Annotated in this window: 21 protein-coding genes; 18 read left to right on the top strand and 3 right to left on the bottom strand. The window is 71.4% G+C overall.

Annotation, left to right across the window (positions count from 1 at the left end; translation table 11 throughout):
- Positions 1-67: 67 nt before the first annotated feature.
- The 11 genes from OG538_RS09245 to OG538_RS09195 all read left to right on the top strand — a co-directional run bounded on the left by OG538_RS09245 (position 68) and on the right by OG538_RS09195 (position 15,223).
- On the top strand, positions 68-1,636 hold the full coding sequence (locus tag OG538_RS09245) for a PucR family transcriptional regulator (RefSeq protein WP_406091964.1): 1,569 nt from the start codon (positions 68-70) through the stop codon (positions 1,634-1,636).
- 142 nt (positions 1,637-1,778) lie between these two features.
- Complete coding sequence (locus OG538_RS09240; RefSeq protein WP_406091962.1) at positions 1,779-3,224, top strand: aldehyde dehydrogenase family protein; 1,446 nt, start codon at positions 1,779-1,781, stop codon at positions 3,222-3,224.
- Between the two features lie 449 nt (positions 3,225-3,673).
- Entirely contained in the window at positions 3,674-5,635 is a 1,962-nt protein-coding gene (locus tag OG538_RS09235; protein WP_406091960.1) for an acyl-CoA dehydrogenase family protein, read from the top strand.
- 83 nt (positions 5,636-5,718) lie between these two features.
- Positions 5,719-6,990 (top strand): 3-phosphoshikimate 1-carboxyvinyltransferase, encoded by a 1,272-nt coding sequence (gene aroA, locus OG538_RS09230; protein WP_406091958.1) that lies wholly within the window; start codon positions 5,719-5,721, stop codon positions 6,988-6,990.
- A 39-nt stretch (positions 6,991-7,029) separates the two neighbouring features.
- Positions 7,030-7,797: a hypothetical protein gene (locus OG538_RS09225; protein WP_406091956.1), complete on the top strand. Its 768-nt coding sequence runs from the start codon at positions 7,030-7,032 to the stop codon at positions 7,795-7,797.
- A gap of 73 nt (positions 7,798-7,870) precedes the next feature.
- Positions 7,871-9,133 carry a 1-deoxy-D-xylulose-5-phosphate reductoisomerase gene (dxr, locus tag OG538_RS09220; protein WP_406091954.1) on the top strand — a complete coding sequence of 421 codons (1,263 nt, stop codon included), beginning with the start codon at positions 7,871-7,873 and terminating at the stop codon, positions 9,131-9,133.
- Positions 9,130-10,440, top strand: a complete 1,311-nt coding sequence (locus OG538_RS09215) for a M50 family metallopeptidase (protein WP_406091952.1) — start codon at positions 9,130-9,132, stop codon at positions 10,438-10,440. Before dxr ends, OG538_RS09215 begins: the two co-directional genes overlap by 4 nt.
- A 183-nt stretch (positions 10,441-10,623) precedes the next feature.
- Positions 10,624-11,778 (top strand): flavodoxin-dependent (E)-4-hydroxy-3-methylbut-2-enyl-diphosphate synthase, encoded by a 1,155-nt coding sequence (gene ispG / locus OG538_RS09210; protein ID WP_406091950.1) that lies wholly within the window; start codon positions 10,624-10,626, stop codon positions 11,776-11,778.
- Positions 11,779-11,965: 187 nt separating this feature from the next.
- Positions 11,966-12,811: a GNAT family N-acetyltransferase gene (locus OG538_RS09205; protein ID WP_406091948.1), complete on the top strand. Its 846-nt coding sequence runs from the start codon at positions 11,966-11,968 to the stop codon at positions 12,809-12,811.
- A gap of 62 nt (positions 12,812-12,873) precedes the next feature.
- On the top strand, positions 12,874-13,449 hold the full coding sequence (locus tag OG538_RS09200; protein ID WP_406091946.1) for a GNAT family N-acetyltransferase: 576 nt from the start codon (positions 12,874-12,876) through the stop codon (positions 13,447-13,449).
- A gap of 73 nt (positions 13,450-13,522) precedes the next feature.
- Positions 13,523-15,223, top strand: a complete 1,701-nt coding sequence (locus tag OG538_RS09195; RefSeq protein WP_406091944.1) for a proline--tRNA ligase — start codon at positions 13,523-13,525, stop codon at positions 15,221-15,223.
- 78 nt (positions 15,224-15,301) lie between these two features.
- Here the strand turns inward: OG538_RS09195 and OG538_RS09190 are convergent, their stop codons facing one another.
- The 3 genes from OG538_RS09190 to OG538_RS09180 are packed head-to-tail and all read right to left on the bottom strand — an operon-like array spanning position 15,302 to position 17,321.
- Positions 15,302-16,234, bottom strand: a complete 933-nt coding sequence (locus OG538_RS09190) for an aminoglycoside phosphotransferase family protein (RefSeq protein ID WP_406091942.1) — start codon at positions 16,232-16,234, stop codon at positions 15,302-15,304.
- 29 nt (positions 16,235-16,263) lie between these two features.
- The gene (locus OG538_RS09185) at positions 16,264-16,797 is read right to left on the bottom strand and encodes a ferritin-like domain-containing protein (protein WP_406091940.1); all 534 of its coding nucleotides are present in this window, start codon (positions 16,795-16,797) and stop codon (positions 16,264-16,266) included.
- Entirely contained in the window at positions 16,794-17,321 is a 528-nt protein-coding gene (locus OG538_RS09180; RefSeq protein ID WP_406091938.1) for a hypothetical protein, read from the bottom strand. Before OG538_RS09180 ends, OG538_RS09185 begins: the two co-directional genes overlap by 4 nt.
- A gap of 177 nt (positions 17,322-17,498) precedes the next feature.
- On the opposite strand from OG538_RS09180, the gene rimP reads away from it, so the two are divergent.
- The 7 genes from rimP (at position 17,499) to truB (ending at position 24,774) form a co-directional block, all read left to right on the top strand.
- Positions 17,499-17,996 carry a ribosome maturation factor RimP gene (gene rimP, locus OG538_RS09175; protein WP_406091936.1) on the top strand — a complete coding sequence of 166 codons (498 nt, stop codon included), beginning with the start codon at positions 17,499-17,501 and terminating at the stop codon, positions 17,994-17,996.
- A gap of 2 nt (positions 17,997-17,998) precedes the next feature.
- Positions 17,999-19,039: a transcription termination factor NusA gene (gene nusA, locus OG538_RS09170; protein WP_362556424.1), complete on the top strand. Its 1,041-nt coding sequence runs from the start codon at positions 17,999-18,001 to the stop codon at positions 19,037-19,039.
- A gap of 159 nt (positions 19,040-19,198) precedes the next feature.
- Positions 19,199-19,477 (top strand): YlxR family protein, encoded by a 279-nt coding sequence (locus OG538_RS09165; RefSeq protein ID WP_359542541.1) that lies wholly within the window; start codon positions 19,199-19,201, stop codon positions 19,475-19,477.
- A 148-nt stretch (positions 19,478-19,625) separates the two neighbouring features.
- Entirely contained in the window at positions 19,626-22,751 is a 3,126-nt protein-coding gene (gene infB, locus OG538_RS09160) for a translation initiation factor IF-2 (RefSeq protein ID WP_406091933.1), read from the top strand.
- Between the two features lie 137 nt (positions 22,752-22,888).
- Positions 22,889-23,188: a DUF503 domain-containing protein gene (locus tag OG538_RS09155; RefSeq protein ID WP_406091931.1), complete on the top strand. Its 300-nt coding sequence runs from the start codon at positions 22,889-22,891 to the stop codon at positions 23,186-23,188.
- A 180-nt stretch (positions 23,189-23,368) separates the two neighbouring features.
- A complete protein-coding gene (rbfA, locus tag OG538_RS09150) occupies positions 23,369-23,824 on the top strand; it encodes a 30S ribosome-binding factor RbfA (protein WP_406091929.1) in 456 nt (151 codons plus the stop codon).
- Positions 23,821-24,774, top strand: a complete 954-nt coding sequence (truB, locus tag OG538_RS09145) for a tRNA pseudouridine(55) synthase TruB (protein ID WP_406091927.1) — start codon at positions 23,821-23,823, stop codon at positions 24,772-24,774. The genes rbfA and truB overlap by 4 nt, the downstream gene beginning before the upstream one ends.
- Positions 24,775-24,877 lie beyond the last annotated feature (103 nt).

Raw genomic sequence — 24,877 nt, 5'->3', positions numbered from 1 at the left:
GCCGTTCATACGGGACGGCGAAATCGAGTCCTCCGTCAAGGCCCCCGATCCAAAGGTCCCCGGTCCCATGCCCCCCACGCTCGCCTCGCTCGTCCAGCACTCGGCGCTCAAACTCACGGTGCGTGCGGGGGCGGACCGGCTCGACACACCCGTGCGCTGGGCGCACGCCAGTGAGCTGGCCGACCCCGTCCCCTACATGGAGGGCGGTGAGCTGCTCCTGGTCACCGCGACCAACCTCGACGCGGAGAACCCGGAGATCATGCGGCGGTACGTGCGACGGCTCGCCGGGGCCGGAGTCGTCGGGCTGGGCTTCGCCGTCGGGGTCACCTACGACGACGTACCGCAACCCCTGGTCGACGCCGCCGAAGAAGCGGGGCTCCCCCTGCTCGAAGTGCCGCGCCGCACCCCGTTCCTCGCCATCGCCAAGGCCGTCTCCTCGGAGATCGCCGCCGATCAGTACCGGGCCGTCACCGCGGGCTTCGAGGCGCAGCGGGAACTCACCAGGGCAGCCCTCGCGGGGGACGGCCCCGCCGAACTCCTCACCCGTCTCGCCGCGCACGTCGACGGCTGGGCCGCGCTCTACGACGCTTCCGGCGCGGTGGTGGCCGCCGCCCCCGAGTGGGCGTCGCGCCGGGCCGCCCGGCTCACCCCCGACGTGGAACGCCTGCGGGAACGCCCGGCGCCGGCCAGCGTCGTCGTCGGCGACACCGACGACCGCGTCGAGCTGCAGTCCCTGGGCACCGGCCGGCGCGTCCGCGGCGCACTGGCCGTGGGCACCGGGGCGGCGCTCGGTACCGCTGAGCGCTACGCGGTGCACTCGGCGGTCGCCCTGCTCACCCTCACCACGGCCCGCTCCCGCTCCCTCCAGGGCGCCGAACAGCGGCTCGGCGCCGCGGTGCTGCGCATGCTCCTGGCCGGCCAGCCCGACCACGCGCGCGGCGTCGCCGGGGATCTGTACGGCGGACTGCTCGACGCACCCTTCCGGCTGCTCATCGCGGAGGCCGTCGAACCCTCGACCACGGCGCAGTTGACCGAGGCCATGGAGACCGCAGCCGCCCGCTCGGGGGAAGCGCTGCTGCTGGTGCCCGAGGGCGAACGCCTCGTCGTGCTGGCGGCCGATGGCGGGGCCGCGGTCGCCGCCTGCGCCGCCTATGCCGAGGCCCAGGAGAGCGCGCCCCCACGCGAACCGTCCGCGGAGGGCGGCGAAGTGGTCGTCGGCCTCTCCGCCCCCGCGGGGCCGATCGCCGTCTCGGCCGCTTACAAACAGGCCGAACAGGCCCTCTCGGTCGCCCGCCGCCGGGGCAGGACCCTGGTCGAGCACGAGGAACTGGCGGCCGGATCCGTACTGCCGCTGCTCGCCGACGACGCGGTCAGGGCCTTCGCCGACGGCATGCTCCGTGCCCTGTACGAGCACGACTCCAAGGGCCGCGGCGACCTCGTGGCCTCCTTGCGGGCGTGGCTTTCCCACCACGGCCAGTGGGACGCGGCGGCGGCGGACCTGGGTGTGCACCGGCACACCCTGCGCTACCGCATGCGCCGAGTGGAGGAGATCCTCGGCCGTTCACTGGACGACGCGGACGTCCGGATGGAGCTGTGGCTCGCACTCAAGGTCGCCAGCCCCCCGACGGCGCCGTAGCACCCGCACGGCCCGTGCCACTCGTCCGACAAACCGGCGCACCACGCCCCGCGTGTGCTCCATGCCGGACAAACGCCCGGCGGACGGTGCGGCCCTACGGTGGGGACGGAACACCCCACGACATCGAAGGGCCGGAACCTCCATGACCTCCACCCACGCCTTCTGGCTGGCCGGCCGAGAGGCCACCGGCGAGGAAAGCTTCGACGTCACCAACTCCTGGGACGGGCGTCTCGTCGGTACCGTCAGCGTGCCCACCGAGGCCCAGGTGGAAGAGGCCGTCGCCGCCGCACACGCCGTGCGCGACGAGTTCGCCGCGACCCCGGCCCACGTCCGCGCCGCCGCGCTCGACCACGTGGCCCGGCGCCTGACGGAGCGCACCGAGGAGATCGCCCAGGTGATCTCCGCCGAGAACGGCAAGCCGGTCAAGTGGGCGCGCGGTGAGGTCGGCCGGGCCGTCTCCGTGTTCCGCTTCGCCTCCGAGGAGGCCCGCCGCTTCAACAGCGGTGACGCCCAGCGCCTGGACACCGACGCGGGCGGCACCGGCCGTCTCGGCCTGACCCGCCGCTTCCCGCGCGGCACGGTACTCGGCATCGCCCCGTTCAACTTCCCGCTGAACCTGAGCGCCCACAAGGTCGCCCCGGCCATCGCCGTCGGCGCCCCGATCATCCTGAAGCCCGCCCCGGCCACCCCGATCTCGTCGCTGATCCTGGGCGAGCTGCTGGCCGAGACGGATCTGCCCGCCGGTTCCTGGTCCGTGCTGACGGTCCCCAACGACCGCATGCCCGCCCTCGTCCAGGACGAGCGGCTGCCCGTGATCTCGTTCACCGGGTCCGCCCCGGTCGGCTACGCGATCATGGACTCGGTGCCGCGCAAGCACTGCACCCTGGAACTGGGCGGCAACGGCGCCGCGGTCGTCCTCGGCGACTACGCCTCCGAGGCGGACCTCGACTGGGCGGCGACCCGCATCGCGACCTTCTCCAACTACCAGGGCGGCCAGTCCTGCATCTCGGTGCAGCGCGTCATCGCTGACGCCGCCGTCTACGACCGGCTGCTGCCGAAGATCGTCGCGGCCGTCGAGGCCCAGGTGACCGGCGACCCGTCCGACGCCACCACCGACGTCGGCCCGCTGGTCGACGAGAACGCCGCCAAGCGCGTCGAGTCCTGGGTCGACGAGGCCGTACAGGCCGGCGCCCAGCTTCTCGCGGGCGGCAAGCGCGACGGGGCGACGTACGCGCCGACCGTCCTTGCCGAACTCCCCGACGGGGTCACCCTCGCCCACGAGGAGGTCTTCGGACCGGTCCTCTCGGTGCAGAAGGTGAACGGCGAGGCCGAGGCCTTCGCCTCCGTGAACTCCTCGCAGTACGGCCTCCAGGCAGGCGTGTTCACCCACGACCTGCAGACCGCCTTCCGCGCCCACCGCGCACTGGAGGTCGGCGGCGTGATCATCGGCGACGTTCCCTCGTACCGCGCCGACCAGATGCCGTACGGCGGAGCCAAGCAGTCCGGCGTCGGCCGTGAGGGCGTCCGTTACGCGATGGACGACTACACCTACGAGCGCGTCCTGGTCCTCACGGGCCTCGCCCTGTAAGCCCCTGCCGCCCGCACAGCGATGCGGCCGGCGGCGGACGGCCCGAACCCACTGTGCGGGGGTTCGGGCCGTTCGCACGCGGTCACCCCGCGCGGGCGAGCCGTCCCGCCATCCTGCGACGGGCGGGCCGCGGGTGGCCGAAGGCTCCTGTCCGGACGAGGGCAGGGCGCGGCGTGCGGCGCCGGTCCGCGCCGCCCGGCCGGTCGACCGGGGGTACTCAGGTGTCACAGCCCCGGCCCCGTGGCTTCCCGTAGTTCCGGCATGCCGCACGCCGCAGGGGGCAGTGGAGTGGCGGCCGACCCGATCGGCGCCCGAACGCTGGTGACGGTGGCAGGAATCGGGTACATACGGACGAGTAGAACCGATAGGCACGCAAGGGCGGACGGTCCCCGACCGCCCTCGGACCTGTCGGGACCACCCACCCGACGAAGCGGCGAGGTGAGCTCCTCATGTCCGCACCATCCGCACAACGTCCGTCCGCGCAACCGCCCCCGCCCAAGGTCACCGAACGCGAAGCACGACAGGTGGCCGAGGAGGCGCGCGAGCAGGACTGGCGCAAACCCAGTTTCGCCAAGGAACTCTTCCTGGGCCGCTTCCGGCTCGACTTGATCCACCCGCATCCGCTGCCCGCGGCCGAGGACGTCCGGCGCGGTGAGGAGTTCCTCGCCCGGCTGCGCGACTTCTGTGAGACCCGGATCGACGGGGCCCTGATCGAGCGTGAGGCGAGGATCCCCGACGAGGTGGTCAACGGCCTCAAGGAACTCGGCGCGCTGGGCATGAAGATCGATGTGAAGTACGGCGGCCTGGGGCTGACCCAGGTCTACTACAACAAGGCCCTGGCCCTGGTCGGCTCCGCCAGCCCCGCGATCGGTGCCCTGCTCTCCGCGCACCAGTCCATCGGGGTCCCGCAGCCCCTGAAGATCTTCGGCAGCCAGGAGCAGAAGGACACCTTCCTGCCCAGGCTGGCCCGGACCGACATCTCGGCGTTCCTCCTCACCGAGCCGGACGTGGGCTCCGACCCGGCGCGGCTGGCCACCTCGGCCGTACGGGACGGGGACGACTACGTCCTCGACGGGGTGAAGCTGTGGACCACCAACGGGGTCGTCGCGGACCTGCTGGTCGTCATGGCGCGCGTGCCGAAGTCGGAGGGGCACAAGGGCGGCATCACGGCCTTCGTGGTCGAGGCCGACGCCCCCGGCATCACCGTGGAGCACCGCAACGCCTTCATGGGCCTGCGCGGCCTGGAGAACGGCGTGACCCGCTTCCACGGAGTGCGGGTTCCCGCGGCCAACCGCATCGGCCCCGAGGGGGCAGGGCTCAAGATCGCCCTGACCACCCTCAACACCGGCCGTCTCTCCCTGCCCGCCATGTGCGTCGGCTCCGGGAAGTGGTGTCTCAAGATCGCCCGCGAATGGTCCGCTGTCCGTGAGCAGTGGGGCCGGCCAGTCGCCCGGCACGAGGCGGTCGGCGCCAAGATCTCCTTCATCGCGGCGACCACCTTCGCACTCGAAGCGGTGGTCGACCTCTCCTCGCAGATGGCGGACGAGGACCGCAACGACATCCGGATCGAGGCGGCGCTCGCCAAGCTGTACGGCTCCGAGATGGGCTGCCTCATGGCTGACGAGCTGGTCCAGATCCGCGGCGGGCGGGGCTTCGAGACCGCGGATTCCCTCGCTGCCCGCGGTGAACGGGCTGTTCCCGCCGAGCAGATGCTCCGGGACATGCGGATCAACCGCATCTTCGAGGGCTCGACCGAGATCATGCACCTGCTGATCGCCCGCGAGGCGGTCGACGCCCACCTCAAGGTCGCGGGCGACATCATCGACCCCGACAAACCGCTCTCCGCGAAGGCGCGGGCCGGTGCGAACGCGGCCGGCTTCTATGCGAAGTGGCTGCCGAAACTCGTCGCCGGACCGGGACAGCTCCCGCGCACCTACGGGGACTTCCACCCGACCGGTCACGCCGACCTGTCCGGCCACCTGCGCTACGTCGAACGAGCCTCCCGCAAACTGGCCCGCTCCACCTTCTACGCCATGTCGCGCTGGCAGGGCCGGATGGAGACCAAGCAGGGCTTCCTCGGCAGGATCGTCGACATCGGCGCGGAACTCTTCGCGATGAGCGCCGCCTGCGTCCGGGCCGAACACCTGCGCGCCGAGGGCGACCACGGCCGCGAGGCGTACCAGCTCGCCGACACCTTCTGCCGCCAGTCCCGCATCCGGATCGAGGAGCTCTTCACCCGGCTCTGGTCCAACACCGACGACCTCGACCGGAAGGTGGTCGACGGAGTCCTCGCGGGCACGTACACCTGGCTGGAGGAGGGCGTCGTCGACCCGAGCGGTGAAGGCCCGTGGATCGCCGACGCCACCCCGGGCCCGTCGGCCCGGGAGAACGTGCACCGGCCGATTCGCTGAGCCGTGACGTCGGAACGGCGGGGCACGTCCACGCGCTGGACGTGCCCCGCCGCCGTGCGCCCGGCACGGCAGGATGGGCGCCCGTGACCGTCATCCATGTCCCCGGTTCCAAGTCCGTCACCGCGCGCGCCCTCTTCCTGGCCGCCGCCGCGGACGGCACCAGCACTCTCGTACGACCCCTGATCTCGGACGACACCGAGGGCTTCGCCGAAGGGCTCACCGCACTCGGCTACGAGGTGGCGCGGAAGGCGGAGGCGTGGCACATCACGGGCCGCCCGGCCGGGCCCGCCGCCACCGACGCCGACGTCTACTGCCGGGACGGTGCCACCACCGCCCGGTTCCTGCCGGTCCTCGCGGCGGCCGGTGCCCGCGGCAGCTACCGCTTCGACGCCTCCGCCCAGATGCGCCGCCGCCCTCTCGCTCCCCTCACCGAGGCGCTGCGCACGCTCGGCGTCGGCCTGCGCCACGAGGCCGCCGAGGGGCACCACCCGCTGCGCATCGAGGCCGCCGGCATCAAGGGCGGCGAACTGACCCTGGACGCCGGGCAGTCCAGCCAGTACCTCACCGCCCTGCTGATGCTCGGACCGCTGACCGCGGAGGGGCTCTCGATCACCGTCACCGATCTGGTGTCGGCGCCCTACATCGAGATCACTCTCGCGATGATGCGGAGCTTCGGCGCCGAGGTCACCCGCGGCGGCCCCGGCAACGCGGTCTTCACGGTGCCGCCCGGCGGCTACCGGGCCACCACGTACGCCATCGAGCCCGACGCCTCCACTGCGAGCTACTTCTTCGCGGCAGCGGCCCTCACCGGCCGCGAGGTCACCGTCCCCGGCCTCGGAAAGGGCGCACTCCAGGGGGATCTCGGGTTCGTCGACGTGCTGCGCCGCATGGGCGCGGAGGTGCACATGACGGAAGACGCCACGACGGTCCGCTCCACCGGTGAGCTCCGCGGCGTCACCGTCAACATGCGTGACATCTCCGACACCATGCCGACGCTCGCGGGGATCGCCCCCTTCGCCTCGGGGCCGGTGCGCATCGAGGACGTCGGCAACACGCGGGTCAAGGAGTGCGACCGGCTGGAGGCGTGCGCCCAGAACCTCCGGCAGATGGGCATCACGGTCGCGACGGGTCCGGACTGGATCGAGATCCAGCCGGGAGCCCCGCGCCCCACGGAGATCACGACCCATGGCGACCACCGCATCGTCATGTCCTTCGCCGTCACCGGTCTGCGGACGCCCGGCATCACGTACGACGACCCCGGCTGCGTACGCAAGACCTTCCCCCGCTTCCATGAGGCCTTCGCCGGGTTCGCGGAGCTGCTGGAGCGGCAGGTCCCGACCGGCACGGGGCGATAGGCTCCGCCGGACGACGGCGGATCGGGAGTGGGGACAGGCATGTACGGGGCGAGGAAGCAGCGGATCCGAAGGCGCCGCCCGGCGGTTGTCGCCATCGCGGCCGCGATGGCGCTGGGGACGTCCGCCTGTGGCGGCGGTGAGGACGGTGCGGCCGGCTCCGCCGGTGCGAACAAGGACGGCAAGGCCTCCGTCAAGCCCTCCGCACCCGCGGCGCCCGACGAAGCACGGCTGAAGGCCGCGTCCTTCACCGACGGCGAGAGGGTCGGCACGTACACGGCGTCCGCGTACGTCCTCGACGGCCCGCTCGGTGACGCGTACACCGCCACCCCGGCCGGCTGTCAGCCGCTCGTCAGCCTCGCCGGCGAAGTCAGCGACCCGGACCCGGCCGCCCAGACCCAGCGCAAGGTCGACATCCCGGACGAACTGCTCGGGCTCACCGTCGACGTCACCCTGCGCAGCTACGCGAACGGCGGCGCGGCCACCGTCATGAAGACCCTCGACAAAGCGGGACGGGACTGCGCAGGCGGCTTCACCGAGCAGCGGGCCGTCGCCGCCGCGAAGTACCTGAAGGTCGAGCCCGCCAAGGCCCCCGCCTTCGCGGCAGAGGCGGACGGAGCGAAGGCGTACCGCTTCACCATCCTCGACGTGAAGGGGCAGGAGAAGCTGTACGAATACCTCACCGTCGTCCGCTCCGGCACCGTGACCCTCGCCTTCCGGGCGGAGATCACCTCCACCAAGGACATCGGCGGGGTGCCGGCCGAGATCATGGCCGCCCAGTGGGCCAAGTTCCGCGCGGCGAAGGGCTGAGCGCCCGATGAGCGAGCGGCCACGACGTGGCGCGAGGGGCGCGCTGTCCACACGCACAGCCGATGCGGCCACAATGGGGGCCATGAGCGACAGCCCCGCCCCCCTCGCCGACCCGCATCTCGTCTTCGACGCCGTGGAAGGCCGCAGGGATCTCGTCATCCTCGGCTCCACCGGGTCCATCGGCACCCAGGCCATCGACCTGGTGCTGCGCAACCCCGACCGCTTCCGCGTGACCGCGCTCTCCGCGGCGGGCGGCCGGGTCGCCCTCCTGGCCGAGCAGGCGCGCCAACTGAGGGTGCGCACGGTCGCCGTCGCGTCTCCCGAGGCGGTGCCGGCCCTGCGCGAGGCGCTGCGCAACGAGTACGGACCGGGGGAGCAGCCCCCCGAGATCCTGGCCGGCCCCGATGCCGCCGCCCAGCTGGCCGGCAGCGACTGCCACACCGTGCTGAACGGCATCACCGGCTCGATCGGCCTCGCACCCACCCTGGCGGCCCTGAAGGCGGGCCGTACGCTGGCGCTCGCCAACAAGGAGTCGCTGATCGTCGGAGGCCCTCTGGTCAAGGCGCTCGCCGCCCCCGGCCAGATCATCCCGGTCGACTCCGAGCACGCCGCGCTCTTTCAGGCGCTCGCGGCCGGCGAGCGCGCCGATGTGCGCAGGCTCGTCGTCACCGCCTCCGGCGGCCCGTTCCGGGGACGTACCAGGAGCGAGCTCGCGGACGTCACACGGGAGCAGGCCCTCAACCACCCGACCTGGGCCATGGGACCGGTCATCACGGTCAATTCGGCCACCCTGGTCAACAAGGGTCTTGAGGTCATCGAGGCGCACCTCCTCTACGACATCCCCTTCGACCGGATCGAGGTCGTCGTCCACCCCCAGTCCTATGTGCACTCCATGGTGGAGTTCACCGACGGCTCCACCCTCGCCCAGGCCACTCCACCCGACATGCGCGGACCGATCGCCATCGGCCTCGGCTGGCCGCAGCGCGTACCCGACGCCGCCCCCGCCTTCGACTGGACGAAGGCCTCGTCCTGGGAGTTCTTCCCGCTCGACACCGAGGCCTTCCCTTCCGTCGGACTCGCGAGGCACGTGGGCACGCTGGGCGGCACCGCGCCGGCCGTGTTCAACGCGGCGAACGAGGAGTGCGTGGACGCGTTCCTGGCGGGACGCCTGGCTTTCAACGGCATCATGGACACCGTCACCGCGGTGGTTTCCGAACACGGAACGCCGTCGGCGGGAACTTCGCTGACGGTCGCGGACGTCCTTGAAGCGGAGGCCTGGGCACGGACCCGGGCCCGGGAACTCTCGGCCAAGGCCACCGCGGAGGCACGCGCATGAGCATGACGACGATCCTGCTGACGATTCTCGGCATCGCGGTCTTCGCCTTCGGTCTGCTGTTCTCCATCGCCTGGCACGAGCTGGGCCACCTGTCGACCGCGAAGCTCTTCGGTATCCGCGTCCCGCAGTACATGGTCGGCTTCGGCCCGACCATCTGGTCGCGGAAGAAGGGCGACACGGAGTACGGGATCAAGGCCATTCCGGCCGGTGGCTACATCCGCATGATCGGCATGTTCCCGCCCGGACCGGACGGGCGGCTGGAGGCCCGCTCCACGTCGCCGTGGCGCGGCATGATCGAGGACGCCAGATCCGCCGCCTTCGAGGACCTCGAACCGGGCGACGAGAAGCGCCTCTTCTACACGCGCAAGCCGTGGAAGCGCGTCATCGTCATGTTCGCCGGCCCCTTCATGAACCTCGTCCTGGCCGTGGCCATCTTCCTGGGCGTCGCCATGACCTTCGGATTCCAGACGCAGACGACCGACGTCGCCGGCGTCCAGAAGTGCGTGATCTCCCAGAGCGAGAAGCGGGAGTCCTGCAAGAAGTCCGACCCGGTCTCGCCCGCCCGGGCAGCGGGACTGAAGGTCGGCGACAAGATCGTCGCCTTCAACGGCCAGAAGGTCGACGAGTGGTCCGTACTCTCCGACAAGATCCGCGACACGATCGGCCCCGCGACCATCACGGTCCAGCGCGACGGACAGGAGAAGACCCTCCACGCCGTGCTCAAGCCGAACGCCGTGGCGAAGAAGGACTCCGACGGCGAGGTGATTCCGGGGGAGTTCGTCTCCGCCGGCTACCTCGGCTTCGCGGCGCAGACCGAGATCATCCCGCTCTCCTTCGGTGACTCCGTCGTCCGCATGGGCGACATGATCGAGAACGGTGTCGATTCGATCATCGCTCTGCCGTCCAAGATCCCGGCCCTGTGGGACGCGGCCTTCGGGGACGGCGAGCGCGCGGCGGACTCCCCGGTGGGGGTCGTCGGCGCGGCCAGGATCGGCGGCGAGGTGATGACGCTGGACGTGCCGGCGCAGAACCAGGTCGCGATGATGCTGTTCCTGCTGGCCGGCTTCAACCTCTCGCTGTTCCTCTTCAACATGCTGCCGCTGCTGCCGCTCGACGGCGGCCACATCGCGGGGGCGCTCTGGGAGGCGCTGCGCCGGAACGCGGCGCGGATCTTCAAGCGCCCCGACCCCGGCCCGTTCGACGTCGCCAAGCTGATGCCGCTCGCCTACGTGGTGGCCGGCGTGTTCATCTGCTTCACCCTGCTCGTCCTGGTCGCCGACGTCGTCAACCCCGTCAAGATCTCCTGACCGGGCGCCCCACGGGCGCATGTACCGCGAGTGACGGCAGATACGCACGGTGCGTCCGGGGGCCCATGTTTTGCCGGGGCTCCCGGACGCGGTGTGCTGCACGCCGTGCTCGGTGCCGTAACCTCGAAGGCCGGAGCCCGCCGACTTCGGGACCTCGATCCACACCTTGGGGATGCTCAGCGCATGACTGCGATTTCTCTCGGAATGCCCGCCGTTCCGACCAAGCTCGCCGACCGGAGGATCAGCCGCCAGATCCAGGTCGGGTCGGTGGCGGTCGGTGGGGACGCGCCGGTTTCGGTGCAGTCGATGACGACGACACGTACGTCGGACATCGGTGCGACGCTGCAGCAGATCGCGGAACTGACGGCCTCCGGCTGTCAGATCGTGCGCGTGGCGTGCCCGACCCAGGACGACGCGGACGCGCTCGCGACGATCGCCTCCAAGTCGCAGATCCCGGTGATCGCTGACATCCACTTCCAGCCGAAGTACGTGTTCGCCGCGATCGAAGCGGGCTGCGCGGCGGTGCGGGTGAACCCCGGGAACATCAAGCAGTTCGACGACAAGGTCAAGGAGATCGCGCGCGCGGCGAACGACGCCGGCACGCCGATCCGGATCGGCGTGAACGCGGGCTCGCTGGACGCGCGACTGCTGAAGAAGTACGGCAAGGCGACGCCCGAGGCACTCGTGGAGTCGGCGCTCTGGGAGGCGTCCCTCTTCGAGGAGCACGGCTTCCGGGACATCAAGATCTCGGTCAAGCACAACGACCCGGTCGTGATGGTCAACGCCTACCGGCAGCTCGCCGCTCAGTGCGACTACCCGCTGCACCTCGGCGTGACCGAGGCCGGACCGGCGTTCCAGGGCACGATCAAGTCGGCCGTCGCCTTCGGCGCCCTGCTGAGCGAGGGCATCGGTGACACGATCCGCGTCTCGCTGTCGGCGCCGCCCGCCGAGGAGGTCAAGGTCGGGCTCCAGATCCTGGAGTCGCTGAACCTCAAGCAGCGGCGGCTGGAGATCGTGTCCTGCCCCTCGTGCGGCCGTGCGCAGGTGGACGTGTACAAGCTGGCCGACCAGGTGAGCGCGGGCCTCGAAGGCATGGAGGTGCCGCTGCGCGTCGCCGTGATGGGCTGTGTCGTCAACGGTCCCGGCGAGGCGCGCGAGGCGGACCTGGGCGTGGCCTCGGGCAATGGCAAGGGCCAGATCTTCGTCAAGGGCGAGATCATCAAGACGGTGCCCGAGTCGAAGATCGTCGAGACCCTCATCGAGGAAGCCCTCAAGATCGCCGAGCAGATGGAGAAGGACGGCATCGCCTCCGGCGAGCCCGAGGTCTCCATCAGCTGACCACGACATCCCCTGGCTGACCCATGCCATCCACGACAGCGCCCCGCCGCAGAGACTCTCTGCGCGGGGCGCTGCGCGTGAGCGAGTCCACCGCCTTGCGCAGAGACGGTTCCCGGCCACGGGCGGCGTGCCCCAGCCTCTTTGGGTACAGTGCGGAAATCAGCAGACCGTATGGTGAGGCCCCCTCGTGTTGACGCAGACCACCACCCGGGTCCTCGAACCCAGCGACCTCGGCGCCGCCCTCGCGGTGCTGGAGAGCGAACCCGTCGCCAATGCCTTCGTGACCTCCCGGGTCCGCATCGCAGGCCTCGACCCCTGGCGCCTCGGCGGCGAGATGTGGGGCTGGTACGCCGACGGCCACCTGCGCTCGCTCTGCTACTCCGGGGCCAACCTCGTCCCCATCTGCGCCACCCCCGAGGCCGTGCGTGCCTTCGCCGACCGCGCCCGCAGGGCCGGCCGCCGCTGCTCGTCGATCGTGGGACCCGCCGGGCCCACCGCGCAGCTGTGGCGGCTCCTCGAACCGGGCTGGGGACCCGCCCGCGAGGTGCGCGCCAACCAGCCGCTGATGGTCACCGAGAGCCCGTCCGCCGACGTGGCCCCCGACCCGCTGGTCCGCCGCGTCCGCAAGGACGAGATGGAGGTGCTCATGCCGGCCTGCGTCGCCATGTTCACCGAAGAGGTGGGCATCTCCCCGCTCGCGGGAGACGGCGGACTCCTCTACCAGGCCCGGGTCGCCGAGCTCGTCGGCGCCGGCCGCTCCTTCGCCCGGATCGAGGACGGCAAGGTCGTCTTCAAGGCGGAGATCGGCGCCACCACCGCGCAGGCCTGCCAGATCCAGGGAGTCTGGGTCGCCCCCGAGCACCGTGGCCGCGGCCACTCCGAGACCGGCATGGCAGCCGTGCTCCGATTCGCGCTGGCCGACGTCGCACCGATCGTCAGCCTGTACGTGAACGACTACAACACCCCCGCGCGCAAGGCGTACCGCCGCATCGGCTTCCGGGAGACCGGCGCGTTCATGAGCGTCCTGTTCTGATCCCGTTGCCGGTCCGCACCGGTCTGTACCCGGCACCTCGCCTCGGACAGTAGGGTCGGTTCATGGCAGCAGCTTCCGGGGGCGGCCCCCACACTCCCAGCGTCCGGATCGGACCGATCGATCTTGCCGCGCGCGTGGACGAGGCGCTCGCCGTGCAGGCCGTCGCCTTCGGACTCGGCCCCGAAGAGATCGAAGTGCGCCGCCACATCGTCCTCAGACATCTCGATCACCCCTGCGCCCGCGCGCTCGGCGCCATGACCCCGGACGGCGCCCTCGTCGGCTTCGTCTACGGCATGCCCAACGAACGCGGCCACTGGTGGTCCACCGTCGTCGAGCCCTACCTGCGGGCGACCGGCTCGGCCGGCTGGCTCGACGACTCCTTCGTGATCACCGAGCTCCACGTCCACCCGGAGTTCCAGAACCGCGGTGTCGGCCGCACCCTCATCACCACCGTCACGGACGCCGTCGACCAGCCCCGCTCCATCCTCTCCGCCATCGACACGGAGAGCCCGGCGCGCGGTCTGTACCGCTCACTCGGCTATCGGGACCTGGCCCGGCAGGTGCATTTCTCCAGCGCTCCCATGCCGTACGCGGTCATGGGAGCGCCGCTTCCGCTGCTCCGCCGCAGCCACCCCTGAGCCAATCGATTTCCGCCCGCCCGTGCCGCCCGGCTAACCTCCTGCACATCACCCTTGCGAGCAGGAGTTCATCATGGCCCAGGTCCAGCGCATGTCCCGATTGATGATCAAGACACTGCGCGACGACCCGGCGGACGCGGAGACGCTCAACCACAAGCTCCTCGTCCGCGCCGGTTACGTACGCCGCACCGCGGCCGGCATCTGGTCCTGGCTGCCGCTCGGCAAGAAGGTCCTGGAGAACATCACCCGCGTCGTCCGCGAGGAGATGGACGCCATCGGCGGCCAGGAGGTGCTGCTCCCCGCGCTGCTCCCCAAGGAGGCGTACGAGGCGAGCGGCCGGTACGACGAGTACGGCGACCTGCTGTTCCGGCTCAAGGACCGCAAGGGCGCCGACTACCTCCTCGGCCCCACCCACGAGGAGATCTTCACCCAGGTCGTCAAGGACATGTGCTCGTCCTACAAGGACCTGCCCGTGATCCTCTACCAGATCCAGACCAAGTACCGCGACGAGGCCCGCCCCCGCGCCGGCGTGCTGCGCGGCCGCGAGTTCCAGATGAAGGACTCGTACTCCTTCGACACCACCGACGAGGGTCTCGCCGAGGCGTACCAGCTGCACCGCGCCGCCTACATCCGGATCTTCGAGCGGCTCGGCCTCGATCACCGCATCGTGTCGGCTGTCTCCGGTGCCATGGGTGGCTCGGCGTCCGAGGAGTTCCTCGCGCCCGCCCCGGCCGGTGAGGACACCTTCGTCGACTGCCCCAACTGCGACTACGCCGCCAACACCGAGGCCGTGACCTACAAGGCCACCCCGGTCGACGGCTCGGCGACCGGCGCGGTCGAGGAGCTGGACACCCCCGACACCCCGACCATCGAGACCCTCGCCGCCCACCTCGGCGTCCCGGCCTCCGCCACCCTGAAGAACCTCCTGGTCAAGGTCGACGGCGAGATCGTGGCCGTGGGGGTGCCCGGCGACCGTGAGGTCGACCTCGGCAAGCTCGGCGAACACCTCGCCCCCGCCGTCGTCGAGCTCGTCACCGCCGAGGACTTCGTGGGCCGCCCCGATCTGGTGCGCGGCTACGTCGGTCCCCAGGGACTGGAGAAGGTCCGCTACATCGCCGACCCGCGCGTCGCCGCCGGGACCGCCTGGATCACGGGTGCCAACGCCGAGGGCAAGCACGCGAAGAACGTCGTCGCGGGCCGTGACTTCGAGGTCGACGACTACCTCGACGTGGTCGTCGTCGAGGCGGGCGACCCCTGCCCCAACTGTGGCGCCGGGCTCCAGGTCGACCGTGCCATCGAGATCGGCCACATCTTCCAGCTCGGCCGCAAGTACGCCGACATCTTCTCCCTCGACGTGCTCGGCCAGCAGGGCAAGCCCGTCCGCGTCACGATGGGCTCGTACGGCATCGGCGTCTCCCGCGCGGTGGCCGCCCTCGCCGAGCAGACCGCCGACGACAAGGGCCTGTGCTGGCCCCGCGAGATCGCCCCGGCCGATGTGCACGTCGTCGCCGCGGGCAAGGCGCTCCAGACGGAGCTCGCCCTCGACGTCTCCGAGAAGCTGAACGCGGCCGGCCTGCGCGTCCTGGTCGACGACCGCCCGGGCATCTCGCCCGGCGTCAAGTTCACCGACTCCGAGCTCATCGGTGTCCCGAAGATCCTGGTCGCGGGCCGCCGCTCGGCCGAGGGCGTCCTGGAGCTGAAGGACCGCCGCACGGGCGAGCGCGAGGAGCTCACGGTCGACGAGGCCATTGCCCGTCTCACCGAACAGGGCTGACACCCGACCCGCATGCCGAAGGGCCCCGCACGACGTCCGTGCGGGGCCCTTCGGCATGCGGGTCCGTGGGAACAGGCCCTACAGCCAGCCCGCGAACTCCAGCGTCACTTCGCCTTCCTGGCGGCGCCCGGCCGCCAGCGCCCGGGTACCCGACTCCACCGCACGGAACAGTGTCCAGCCGTGCAGCCGGTCACGGTCCACATCCAGCGCCTCCGCGAGCTTCTTGACTCTGCGCCGGGCGGTCGTCGCGCCGCCGGGCGAGGCGATCAGGTCCTCGACCCGGTCCCGCACCAGCCGCGCCAGATCGTAGGCCCGCTCACCGACCACCGGCTCGGGACCGACCGTCAGCCAGGGCGCGCGCTCGCCCGAAAGCACCTTGCTCTGACGGAAGTTGCCGTGCAGCAGCAGGACCTCGGGGGAGTGGGCGACCAGTTCCGCGCGCGCCGCCAGGGCCGCCGAGACCAAGGGCTCCAGGGCGGGATCGGACGCGGCGGAGGCCAGCATCGCATCGGTGCGAAGCCCGGTCCGCTCGGCGACCGTCTCGAAGGCGTGCCCCGTGGGCGGGTCGACCCAGAGCCGCCGGACCGTCCCGGCCGCCTCCAGCAGCGCCTTCGCCTCCGGGAGCGAACGCAGCGAGACCTCGGGGTGCAACCGCTCCAGCAGCAGGACGCCGCCCGCGGCATCCGCGGCCACGGCCTCGTCGGGGGACGGGATCAGTTTCACGGCGCCCCAGCCGTTCCAGTGTGCGAGCGCAGCCCTTTCGAGCTCCGGCTCCGCCCCGGCGGGCGCGAGCTTCAGCGCGGCCGGGGCGCCCTCGGCATCCCGTACCAGCAGGACCAGGCTGCTGCGCCCGCCCGGGGCGGCGACCCGTTCCACGGTCGTCCCCGGCCCGGTCGCTGCCAGTGCCTGCTCGGTCAGTCCCGGAAGCCGCGCGAGCCAGTCCCCGGCGGCCGTATCCCCGTACGACTCGCCGAGCGCTCGCACCAGACGCTGCGGCGGTTCAAAACCCATACGTGCCGTGTTCCCTTTCAGAGCATGCCTCAGTGCGCCGTGCCGGCCCGGCTCTGCGGCCGGCCGTCGGACCCCGCTTGCGCGCCGGTCTCCGTCGCCTTCTCGCCCGCACCGGTCCCGTCCGTCCGGGACCCGTCCGCGGCCCGCTCGGCGAGCCCGGGAAAGGGTACGCCGCTGCCGCGCCAGCGGACCGCGCGCACCGCTGCCTCGCGCAGGGCGTCCGCCGCCGACCGCCGCAACGGGCCCTCGGAGGCCCTCACGAGGTCGGAGTAGACATCCGCGACGCGGTCCTCCAGCACCGCGGCGAGCCGTACGGCCGAGGCCGCGTCCGGCACCGCGAACGGCAGAGCGTACGCGGCGCCCGCCACCACCGGGTCGCCGCCGAGGTCGCGCACCGTCCGCACCAGTGCGTCGCGCCGGGCCCGGTGGGCGTGATGCGCGGCGGTGGCCTCGGCACGACGGTCCGCGGCGACCCGGGCGCCCGCCACCCCGTACCCGTACACGGTGGCGTGTTCGGCGGCCAGGGCCGCCTGGGCGGCCGTCAGCGTCCCGTCGTCACTCATGCCTTCGTCTCCTTGGCCAGCTCGGTCAGCAGATAGGCGTGGGCCGAGGCAGCCGCCGCGACCGAGGCGAGCAGTCGGGCGAGCTCCGGCGGAGCCTTCATCAGCGCCTGGGTGTGCGAGACCGCGGCGCGGCGTTCCGCGGCGGCCAGTTCCCTGACCGCCGCCCTGGCGTCACCGGTACCCGGCCGCGTCCGCACGAGGCCGAGCGCGTCGCCGGGGCCCAGGGCCGCGATGTGGGCGCGGACGGCGTCCCGCAGCGGGGTGAGCCCGGCCGCGGTCGCCGGATGGGCGCGGACCACGGTCTCGTACTGGGCGAACAGCGAGCTGCTCACGCTGCGGGCCTGCGCCCGGAGCGACGCCTCCGCCCGCCCGGTCGACGAACGGCCGGCCGCGGCCCGTGCGGAGCCCTGGCGGCCGGTGCTCCCCTCATCGCTGTCGCTGCCGCAGCCGGCCAGCACCGCCCCCATGGCGATCGCTCCCGTAGCGGTCAGCGCGCCCCTGCGCGTCGTCCCCGTGCGCCGCACTTGCTCTCCTTCGGGCCTGGACCTGTCTTGACTGGATCTGTCCGGAAGTGATCACCGTTGGCGAGCGTACCCGCGCCCCGGGGGGCGACGGACAGCAACACCCCCTCGGACCGGATACCCTTTGACCAGACACGCGACGATCCCCACAACAGCACACGCGGCCGAGGAGTCACCCGGATGAGCACCACCCAGAGCGATAGGCTGCGCGGGCTGGTCGAACCGCTCGTCAGCGCCGAGCAGCTGGATCTGGAAGAGATCGAAGTGTCCCGGGCCGGCCGCCGCCGGGTGCTGCGGATCGTCGTGGACTCCGAGGAGGGCGTGGAGCTCGACGCCTGTGCGGATCTGAGCCGCGCGATCTCCGCCAAGCTCGACGAGACCGACGCCATGGGCGAGGACGAGTACGTCCTGGAGGTCAGCTCTCCCGGCGCCGACCGCCCGCTGACGGAGCACCGCCACTACGTACGTGCCGCGGGCCGCCTGGCCCGGCTGACGCTCAACGAGGGCGGCGAGCTGGTGGCCCGCATCCTCGCGGTCGACGAAGAGGGCCTCGATCTCGAGGTGCCGGGCGTCAAGGGCCGCAAGCCCACGTCCCGCCGGATCGCCTTCGACGAGATCGCGAAGGCGCGCGTGGAGCTGGAATTCAACCGCAAGGACACGAAGGAAGAGGAGGCGTAGCCGTGGACATCGATGTGAAGCTGCTGAAGGGCTTGGCGCAGGACAAGGAGATCCCGTTCGACGTGCTCGTCGAGGCGATCGAGTCGGCCCTCCTCATCGCGTACCACCGTACGGACGGCAGCCACCGCAAGGCGCGCGTGGAGCTGGACGAGCGCGGCCACGTGACCGTGTGGGCCAAGGAGGACCCGGCCGACCTCGAAGAGGGGCAGGAGCCCAAGGAGTTCGACGACACCCCGTCGGGCTTCGGCCGGATCGCCGCGACCACCGCCAAGCAGGTCATCCTGCAGCGTCTGCGCGACGCGGAGGACGACCGGACGTTCGGCGAGTACGCGGGCCACGAGGGCGATGTCGTGACCGGCGTCGTCCAGCAGGGCAAGGACCCGAAGAACGTCCTCGTCGACATCGGCAAGCTGGAAGCCATCCTGCCGGTGCAGGAGCAGGTGCCGGGCGAGGAGTACACCCACGGCCTGCGGCTGCGCACCTACGTCGTGCGCGTCGCCAAGGGTGTCCGCGGCCCGTCCGTGACGCTGTCGCGGACCCACCCCAACCTCGTGAAGAAGCTCTTCGCGCTGGAGGTCCCGGAGATCGCGGACGGTTCCGTCGAGATCTGCGCTATCGCCCGCGAGGCCGGACACCGCTCCAAGATCGCCGTGCGCTCCACCCGCTCGGGCCTCAACGCCAAGGGCGCCTGCATCGGCCCGATGGGCGGTCGTGTGCGCAATGTCATGGCGGAGCTCCACGGCGAGAAGATCGACATCGTGGACTGGTCGGACGACCCGGCCGAGATGGTCGCCAACGCGCTGTCGCCCGCAAGGGTGAGCGAGGTCGAGGTCGTTGACCTCGGTGCGCGCTCCGCCCGGGTCACCGTGCCGGACTACCAGCTGTCGCTGGCGATCGGCAAGGAGGGGCAGAACGCCCGTCTCGCCGCCCGCCTGACGGGCTGGCGCATCGACATCCGCCCGGACACCGAGACCGACGCCGAGCGCGACGTCGCGGACCGTGAGCGGGCCGAGCGGGCCCGGGAGCGCTCCGAGCGGCGCTGACCGACGACGGTCCCGAAGGCCCCCACGGACTCCGGTCCGGGTCGGGGCCGCCGGGGTGACATGGAATAGATCTCGTCGGCACGCCGCTGAGATCACGACAACATCCGTTCGATTTTTGCCCCAAAGGGGTGAGGTCGGTACGGGGAGGTAGACTTAAACGTGTCTGGCCGGACGCACGCCCGCGCTTGCCCCGAGCGAACCTGTGTGGGATGCCGGGAGCGAGCGGCCAAGAGCGAGCTGCTGCGCATCGTGGTGGACGGGGACGCATGCGTCCCTGATCCTCGCGGTACGCTGCCCGGCCGGGGTGCGTATGTACACCCCGCCTCCGTCTGTCTGGACCTGGCGGTTCGCCGCCGGGCCTTTCCCCGGGCCTTCAAGGCCAAGGGGCCGTTCGACCCCGCTGCGGTGCAGCGGTTCGTCGAGCGGGTGACACCGTAAGAAATTGAACGGCACGGGTCCCCGTGCGGTCAGGTACCTCGCGAGTTGGAAGTAGGTCGAGATTGCGATGAGCACTCGATGAGTACGCGATGAGTACGCCCATGAAGTAGCGACGGTCCGGCGGTAACCCGGACCTAAAAGGAGCGAAGTGGCTAAGGTCCGGGTATACGAACTCGCCAAGGAGTTCGGAGTTGAGAGCAAGGTCGTCATGGCCAAGCTCCAGGAACTCGGTGAGTTCGTACGTTCGGCGTCCTCGACGATCGAGGCGCCGGTTGTACGCAAGTTGACTGACGCACTGCAGGGGCCCGGCGGCAACGCCGGCAAGTCCGCTGCAAAGCCTGGCGCGCCCCGTAAGGCCGCCCCCGTGAAGCCCGCAGCGCCCTCCCCGGCCGCTGCGGCACGTCCCGCTGCTCCGAAGCCCGGCGCCCCGGCCCCCAAGCCGGCCGCCGCCGAGGCCCCGAGCAGCGCCCCCGCTGCACCTTCCGCGCCGTCCGCGGGTCCGCGTCCGGGCCCCAAGCCCGCGCCGAAGGCCGCCCCGGTCACCCCGGTGCCCGCAGCCGAGTTCTCGGCTCCGGCTCCGGCCCAGCCGGCAGCGCCGCAGCAGCAGCAGGCCCCGCGTCCCGCGGGTGCCACCCCGGGTCCCCGCCCCGCCCGTCCGGCTCCGGCCGGCGGTCAGCGCGACGGCGGCCGCGACGGTGGTCAGCGTGACGGCGGCCGTGGTGGAGAGCGTGGCGCCGAGCGCCCCGCACGCCCCGCGGGCCAGGGCGCCCCGCGCCCCGGCGGCGCCCGTCCGGCCGGTCCCCGTCCGGGCAACAACCCCTTCACCTCCGGTGGCTCGACGGGCATGGCCCGTCCGCAGTCGCCCCGTCCCGGTGGCGCCCCGCGTCCCGGTGGCGGTCAGGAGCGCCCCGGCGCCCCGCGTCCGCAGGGCGGCCCCGGCGGCGCCCCGCGCCCGCAGGGTCAGGGCGGTGCACGTCCGTCTCCGGGCGGCATGCCGCGCCCGCAGTCCCCTCGTCCCGGCGGCGCCCCCGGCGCCGGCGGTAACCGTCCGAACCCGGGCATGATGCCGCAGCGTCCCGCTGCCGGCCCGCGTCCCGGTGGTGGCCCCGGCGGTGGCCGTGGTCCCGGTGGCGGCGGTCGTCCCGGCGGCGGTGGCGGCGCAGGCCGTCCCGCGGGCGGTGGCTTCGCAGGCCGTCCGGCCGGTCCCGGTGGCGGCGGCGGCGGTTTCGCCGGTCGTCCCGGTGGCGGCGGTGGCGGTGGCGGCGCAGGCCGTCCCGGTGGTGGCGGCGGCTTCGGCGGTCGTCCCGGATTCGGTGGCCGTCCCGGCGGTCCCGGTGGCCGTGGTGGCACACAGGGCGCCTTCGGCCGCCCCGGTGGTCCCGCGCGTCGTGGTCGCAAGTCGAAGCGGCAGAGGCGCCAGGAGTACGAGGCCATGCAGGCCCCGTCGGTGGGCGGCGTCATGCTGCCTCGCGGCAACGGACAGGCTGTCCGGCTGTCGCGCGGTGCCTCCCTCACCGATTTCGCCGAGAAGATCAACGCCAACCCGGCGTCGCTCGTCGGCGTGATGATGAACCTCGGCGAGATGGTCACTGCCACGCAGTCCGTCTCCGACGAGACGCTGAAGCTCCTCGCGGACGAGATGAACTTCGTCCTGGAGATCGTCAGCCCGGAGGAGGAGGACCGCGAGCTGCTCGAGTCCTTCGACATCGAGTTCGGCGAGGACGAGGGCGGCGAAGAGGCCCTGGTCTCCCGTCCGCCGGTCGTGACCGTCATGGGTCACGTCGACCACGGTAAGACCCGACTGCTGGACGCGATCCGCAAGACGAACGTCATCGCGGGCGAGGCCGGCGGCATCACGCAGCACATCGGTGCGTACCAGGTCGGCGCCGAGGTCAACGGCGAGGACCGCAGGATCACCTTCATCGACACCCCGGGTCACGAGGCGTTCACCGCCATGCGTGCACGTGGTGCGAAGTCCACCGACATCGCGATCCTCGTGGTGGCGGCGAACGACGGTGTGATGCCCCAGACGATCGAGGCGCTGAACCACGCCAAGGCGGCCGACGTGCCGATCGTGGTCGCGGTCAACAAGATCGACGTCGAGGGTGCGGACCCGACCAAGGTGCGCGGTCAGCTCACCGAGTTCGGTCTGGTGGCCGAGGAGTACGGCGGCGACACGATGTTCGTCGACATCTCCGCCAAGCAGGGCCTCAACATCGAGGCTCTTCTGGAGGCCGTCGTCCTCACCGCCGATGCGTCGCTCGACCTGCGGGCCAACCCGGAGCAGGACGCGCAGGGTATTGCGATCGAGTCCCACCTCGACCGCGGCCGCGGTGCCGTTGCGACCGTCCTGGTCCAGCGAGGCACGCTGCGGGTCGGCGACACCATGGTGGTCGGCGACGCGTACGGCCGAGTCCGCGCGATGCTCGACGACAAGGGCGAGAACGTCGAGGAAGCGGGTCCCTCGACCCCCGTCCTCGTGCTGGGTCTCACCAACGTCCCGGGTGCCGGCGACAACTTCCTGGTCGTCGACGAGGACCGTACGGCCCGTCAGATCGCCGAGAAGCGTGCTGCGCGTGAGCGCAACGCCAACTTCGCCCGCAAGGGTGTCCGGTTCTCCCTGGAGAACCTGGACGAGGCGCTCAAGGCCGGTCTGGTCCAGGAGCTCAACCTCATCATCAAGGGCGACGCGTCCGGTTCGGTGGAGGCTCTCGAGTCCTCGCTGCTCCAGCTCGACGTCGGTGAAGAGGTCGACATCCGGGTCCTGCACCGCGGTGTGGGTGCGGTCACCGAGTCGGACATCGACCTGGCGACCGGCTCCGACGCCATCGTGATCGGCTTCAACGTGCGCGCCGCAGGGCGTGCCGCGCAGATGGCCGACCGCGAAGGTGTGGACGTCCGGTACTACTCGGTCATCTACCAGGCGATCGAAGAGATCGAAGCGGCCCTCAAGGGCATGCTCAAGCCGGAGTACGAAGAGGTCGAGCTCGGTACGGCGGAGATCCGCGAGATCTTCCGCTCGTCCAAGCTGGGCAACATCGCCGGTGTGCTGGTCCGGTCCGGCGAGGTCAAGCGCAACACCAAGGCGCGCCTGCTGCGCGATGGCAAGGTCATCGCGGAGAACCTCAACATCTCCGGTCTGCGCCGCTTCAAGGACGACGTCACCGAGATCCGCGAAGGCTTCGAGGGCGGTATCAACCTCGGAAACTTCAACGACATCAAGATCGACGACGTCATCGCGACGTACGAGATGCGCGAGAAGCCGCGAGGCTGACCCGTACCTCAACAGTCGGGGCCGGTCGACGGGACGTATTTCCGTCGATCGGCCCCGGCCGTTCCGTGTACGGTTCTTGTGTCCCTGCCAATCACCGGCGGGGCGCGAACCCGAACCGGCGGGACATCCGGACATACATGTATGTGGGGACACTGTCCTTCGATCTGCTTCTCGGCGACGTACGGTCGCTGAAGGAGAAGCGCTCCATAGTCCGTCCGATCGTTGCCGAGCTCCAGCGCAAGTACGCGGTGAGCGTGGCGGAGACGGGCGGTCAGGACCTCCATCGCAGGGCCGAGATCGGCCTCGCCGTGGTCTCCGGGGACACCGGACACCTCACAGACGTACTCGACCGGTGCGAGCGATTGGTCGCAGGCCGGCCGGAAGTGGAGCTGCTGTCCGTACGGCGGCGGCTGCACAGCGACGAAGACGATGAATAGGACCGACCGGGAATCGGGGGGTGGGTGAAGGAGCGGCGCCGGGTGCGTGCGGCTGCGAGGCGGAGGATTGAGCCATGGCGGAGCCATGGGGATTGACGACAACGCCGCAGCCGCACGCACCCGCCCCCGCGACGCCGCCCCCGATTCCCGGTCGGTGCAAAGCGAGAAGGAGACGGACCAGTGGCCGACAACGCGCGGGCTAAGAAGCTGGCGGACCTCATCCAGGAGGTGGTCGCCGAGAAACTGCAGCGTGGGATCAAGGACCCGCGCCTGGGTACGCACGTGACCATCACGGACACCCGCGTCACCGGCGACCTGCGGGAGGCCACGGTCTTCTACACGGTCTACGGCGACGACGAGGAGCGGGCGAGCGCGGCGGCGGGCCTGGAGAGCGCCAAGGGCATCCTGCGCTCCGCGGTCGGCTCCGCGGCGGGGACGAAGTTCACCCCCACCCTCTCGTTCGTGGCGGACGCGCTGCCCGAGAACGCCAAGGCGATCGAGGACCTCCTCGACCGGGCACGGGCCTCGGACGCCAAGGTGCGCGAGGCGTCCTCGGGCGCCACGTACGCGGGCGACGCGGACCCGTACCGCAAGCCGGAGGACGAGGACGAGGACGAGGACTCACCTTCCGCATGACGCAGAACAAAACGCCCCAGGAAGGGAGCGGGAGCGCAGCGACCTCGGGCAAGGGTGGCGGCGGGCGACGGGAGAGCGGCCTTGTCATCGTCGACAAGCCGTCCGGCTTCACTTCGCACGACGTCGTCGCCAAGATGCGCGGTATCGCCCGGACCCGTCGCGTGGGCCACGCCGGCACGCTGGACCCGATGGCGACCGGCGTGCTCGTACTCGGCGTCGAGAAGGCCACCAAGCTCCTCGGCCACCTCGCGCTGACCGAGAAGGAGTACCTCGGTACGATCCGGCTCGGCCAGGACACCGTCACGGACGACGCGGAGGGCGAGATCACCTCGTCCACGGACGCCTCCGGCGTGTCACGCGCGGGCATCGACGCGGGGGTCGCCGCTCTGACCGGCGCGATCATGCAGGTGCCGTCCAAGGTCAGCGCCATCAAGATCGACGGCAAGCGGTCCTACGCGCGGGTGCGCGGTGGCGAGGAGTTCGAGATCCCGGCCCGTCCGGTGACCATCTCGTCCTTCAACGTCTACGACGTCCGCGAGGCCGTCGCGGAGGACGGCACCCCGGTGGTCGACCTCGTCGTCTCGGTGGTCTGCTCCTCGGGTACGTACATCCGGGCCATCGCCCGCGACCTCGGCGCCGGGCTCGGAGTGGGCGGGCATCTGACCGCCCTGCGCCGCACCCGCGTCGGTCCGTACGGTCTCGACGGGGCACGGACCCTCGACCAGCACCAGGAAGAGCTCGTCGTGATGCCGGTGGCCGAGGCCGCCGACTCGGCGTTCCCCCGCTGGGACGTCGACGAGAAGCGGGCCAAGCTGCTGCTCAACGGCGTGCGGCTCGACATGCCCGCGTACCCGCCGGGTCCGGTCGCGGTCTTCGGGCCCGACGGGCAGTTCCTGGTTCTCGTCGAGGAGCAGAAGGGCAAGGCCAGGAGCCTCGCCGTCTTCGCCTGACACCCGGGGCCCGTCCAGGCCCTCGTCGTGGAGCGGGCAGGGCCCCGGGGGTGGTTCGCCGAACGGCCGTACCGGCCCTGATCGGCAAACCACCCCCGCTGCC

Origin of the sequence: Streptomyces sp. NBC_01013 (assembly GCF_045162765.1) — a bacterium.
Taxonomy (GTDB): domain Bacteria; phylum Actinomycetota; class Actinomycetes; order Streptomycetales; family Streptomycetaceae; genus Streptomyces.
Note: the sequence above shows the minus strand (reverse complement) of the source record. Positions and strands in the feature narration are given on the sequence as shown.

Bases quoted from the DNA above. Each gene is read 5' to 3' on its own strand.
- OG538_RS09245 (WP_406091964.1), top strand. From the start codon at position 68: ATGCCCCCCACGCTCGCCTCGCTCGTCCAGCACTCGGCGCTCAAACTC.
- OG538_RS09240 (WP_406091962.1), top strand. From the start codon at position 1,779: ATGACCTCCACCCACGCCTTCTGGCTGGCCGGCCGAGAGGCCACCGGC.
- OG538_RS09235 (WP_406091960.1), top strand. From the start codon at position 3,674: ATGTCCGCACCATCCGCACAACGTCCGTCCGCGCAACCGCCCCCGCCC.
- OG538_RS09225 (WP_406091956.1), top strand. From the start codon at position 7,030: ATGTACGGGGCGAGGAAGCAGCGGATCCGAAGGCGCCGCCCGGCGGTT.
- dxr (WP_406091954.1), top strand. From the start codon at position 7,871: ATGGGGGCCATGAGCGACAGCCCCGCCCCCCTCGCCGACCCGCATCTC.
- OG538_RS09215 (WP_406091952.1), top strand. From the start codon at position 9,130: ATGAGCATGACGACGATCCTGCTGACGATTCTCGGCATCGCGGTCTTC.
- ispG (WP_406091950.1), top strand. From the start codon at position 10,624: ATGACTGCGATTTCTCTCGGAATGCCCGCCGTTCCGACCAAGCTCGCC.
- OG538_RS09200 (WP_406091946.1), top strand. From the start codon at position 12,874: ATGGCAGCAGCTTCCGGGGGCGGCCCCCACACTCCCAGCGTCCGGATC.
- OG538_RS09195 (WP_406091944.1), top strand. From the start codon at position 13,523: ATGGCCCAGGTCCAGCGCATGTCCCGATTGATGATCAAGACACTGCGC.
- OG538_RS09190 (WP_406091942.1), bottom strand. From the start codon at position 16,234: ATGGGTTTTGAACCGCCGCAGCGTCTGGTGCGAGCGCTCGGCGAGTCG.
- OG538_RS09185 (WP_406091940.1), bottom strand. From the start codon at position 16,797: ATGAGTGACGACGGGACGCTGACGGCCGCCCAGGCGGCCCTGGCCGCC.
- rimP (WP_406091936.1), top strand. From the start codon at position 17,499: ATGAGCACCACCCAGAGCGATAGGCTGCGCGGGCTGGTCGAACCGCTC.
- OG538_RS09155 (WP_406091931.1), top strand. From the start codon at position 22,889: ATGTATGTGGGGACACTGTCCTTCGATCTGCTTCTCGGCGACGTACGG.
- truB (WP_406091927.1), top strand. From the start codon at position 23,821: ATGACGCAGAACAAAACGCCCCAGGAAGGGAGCGGGAGCGCAGCGACC.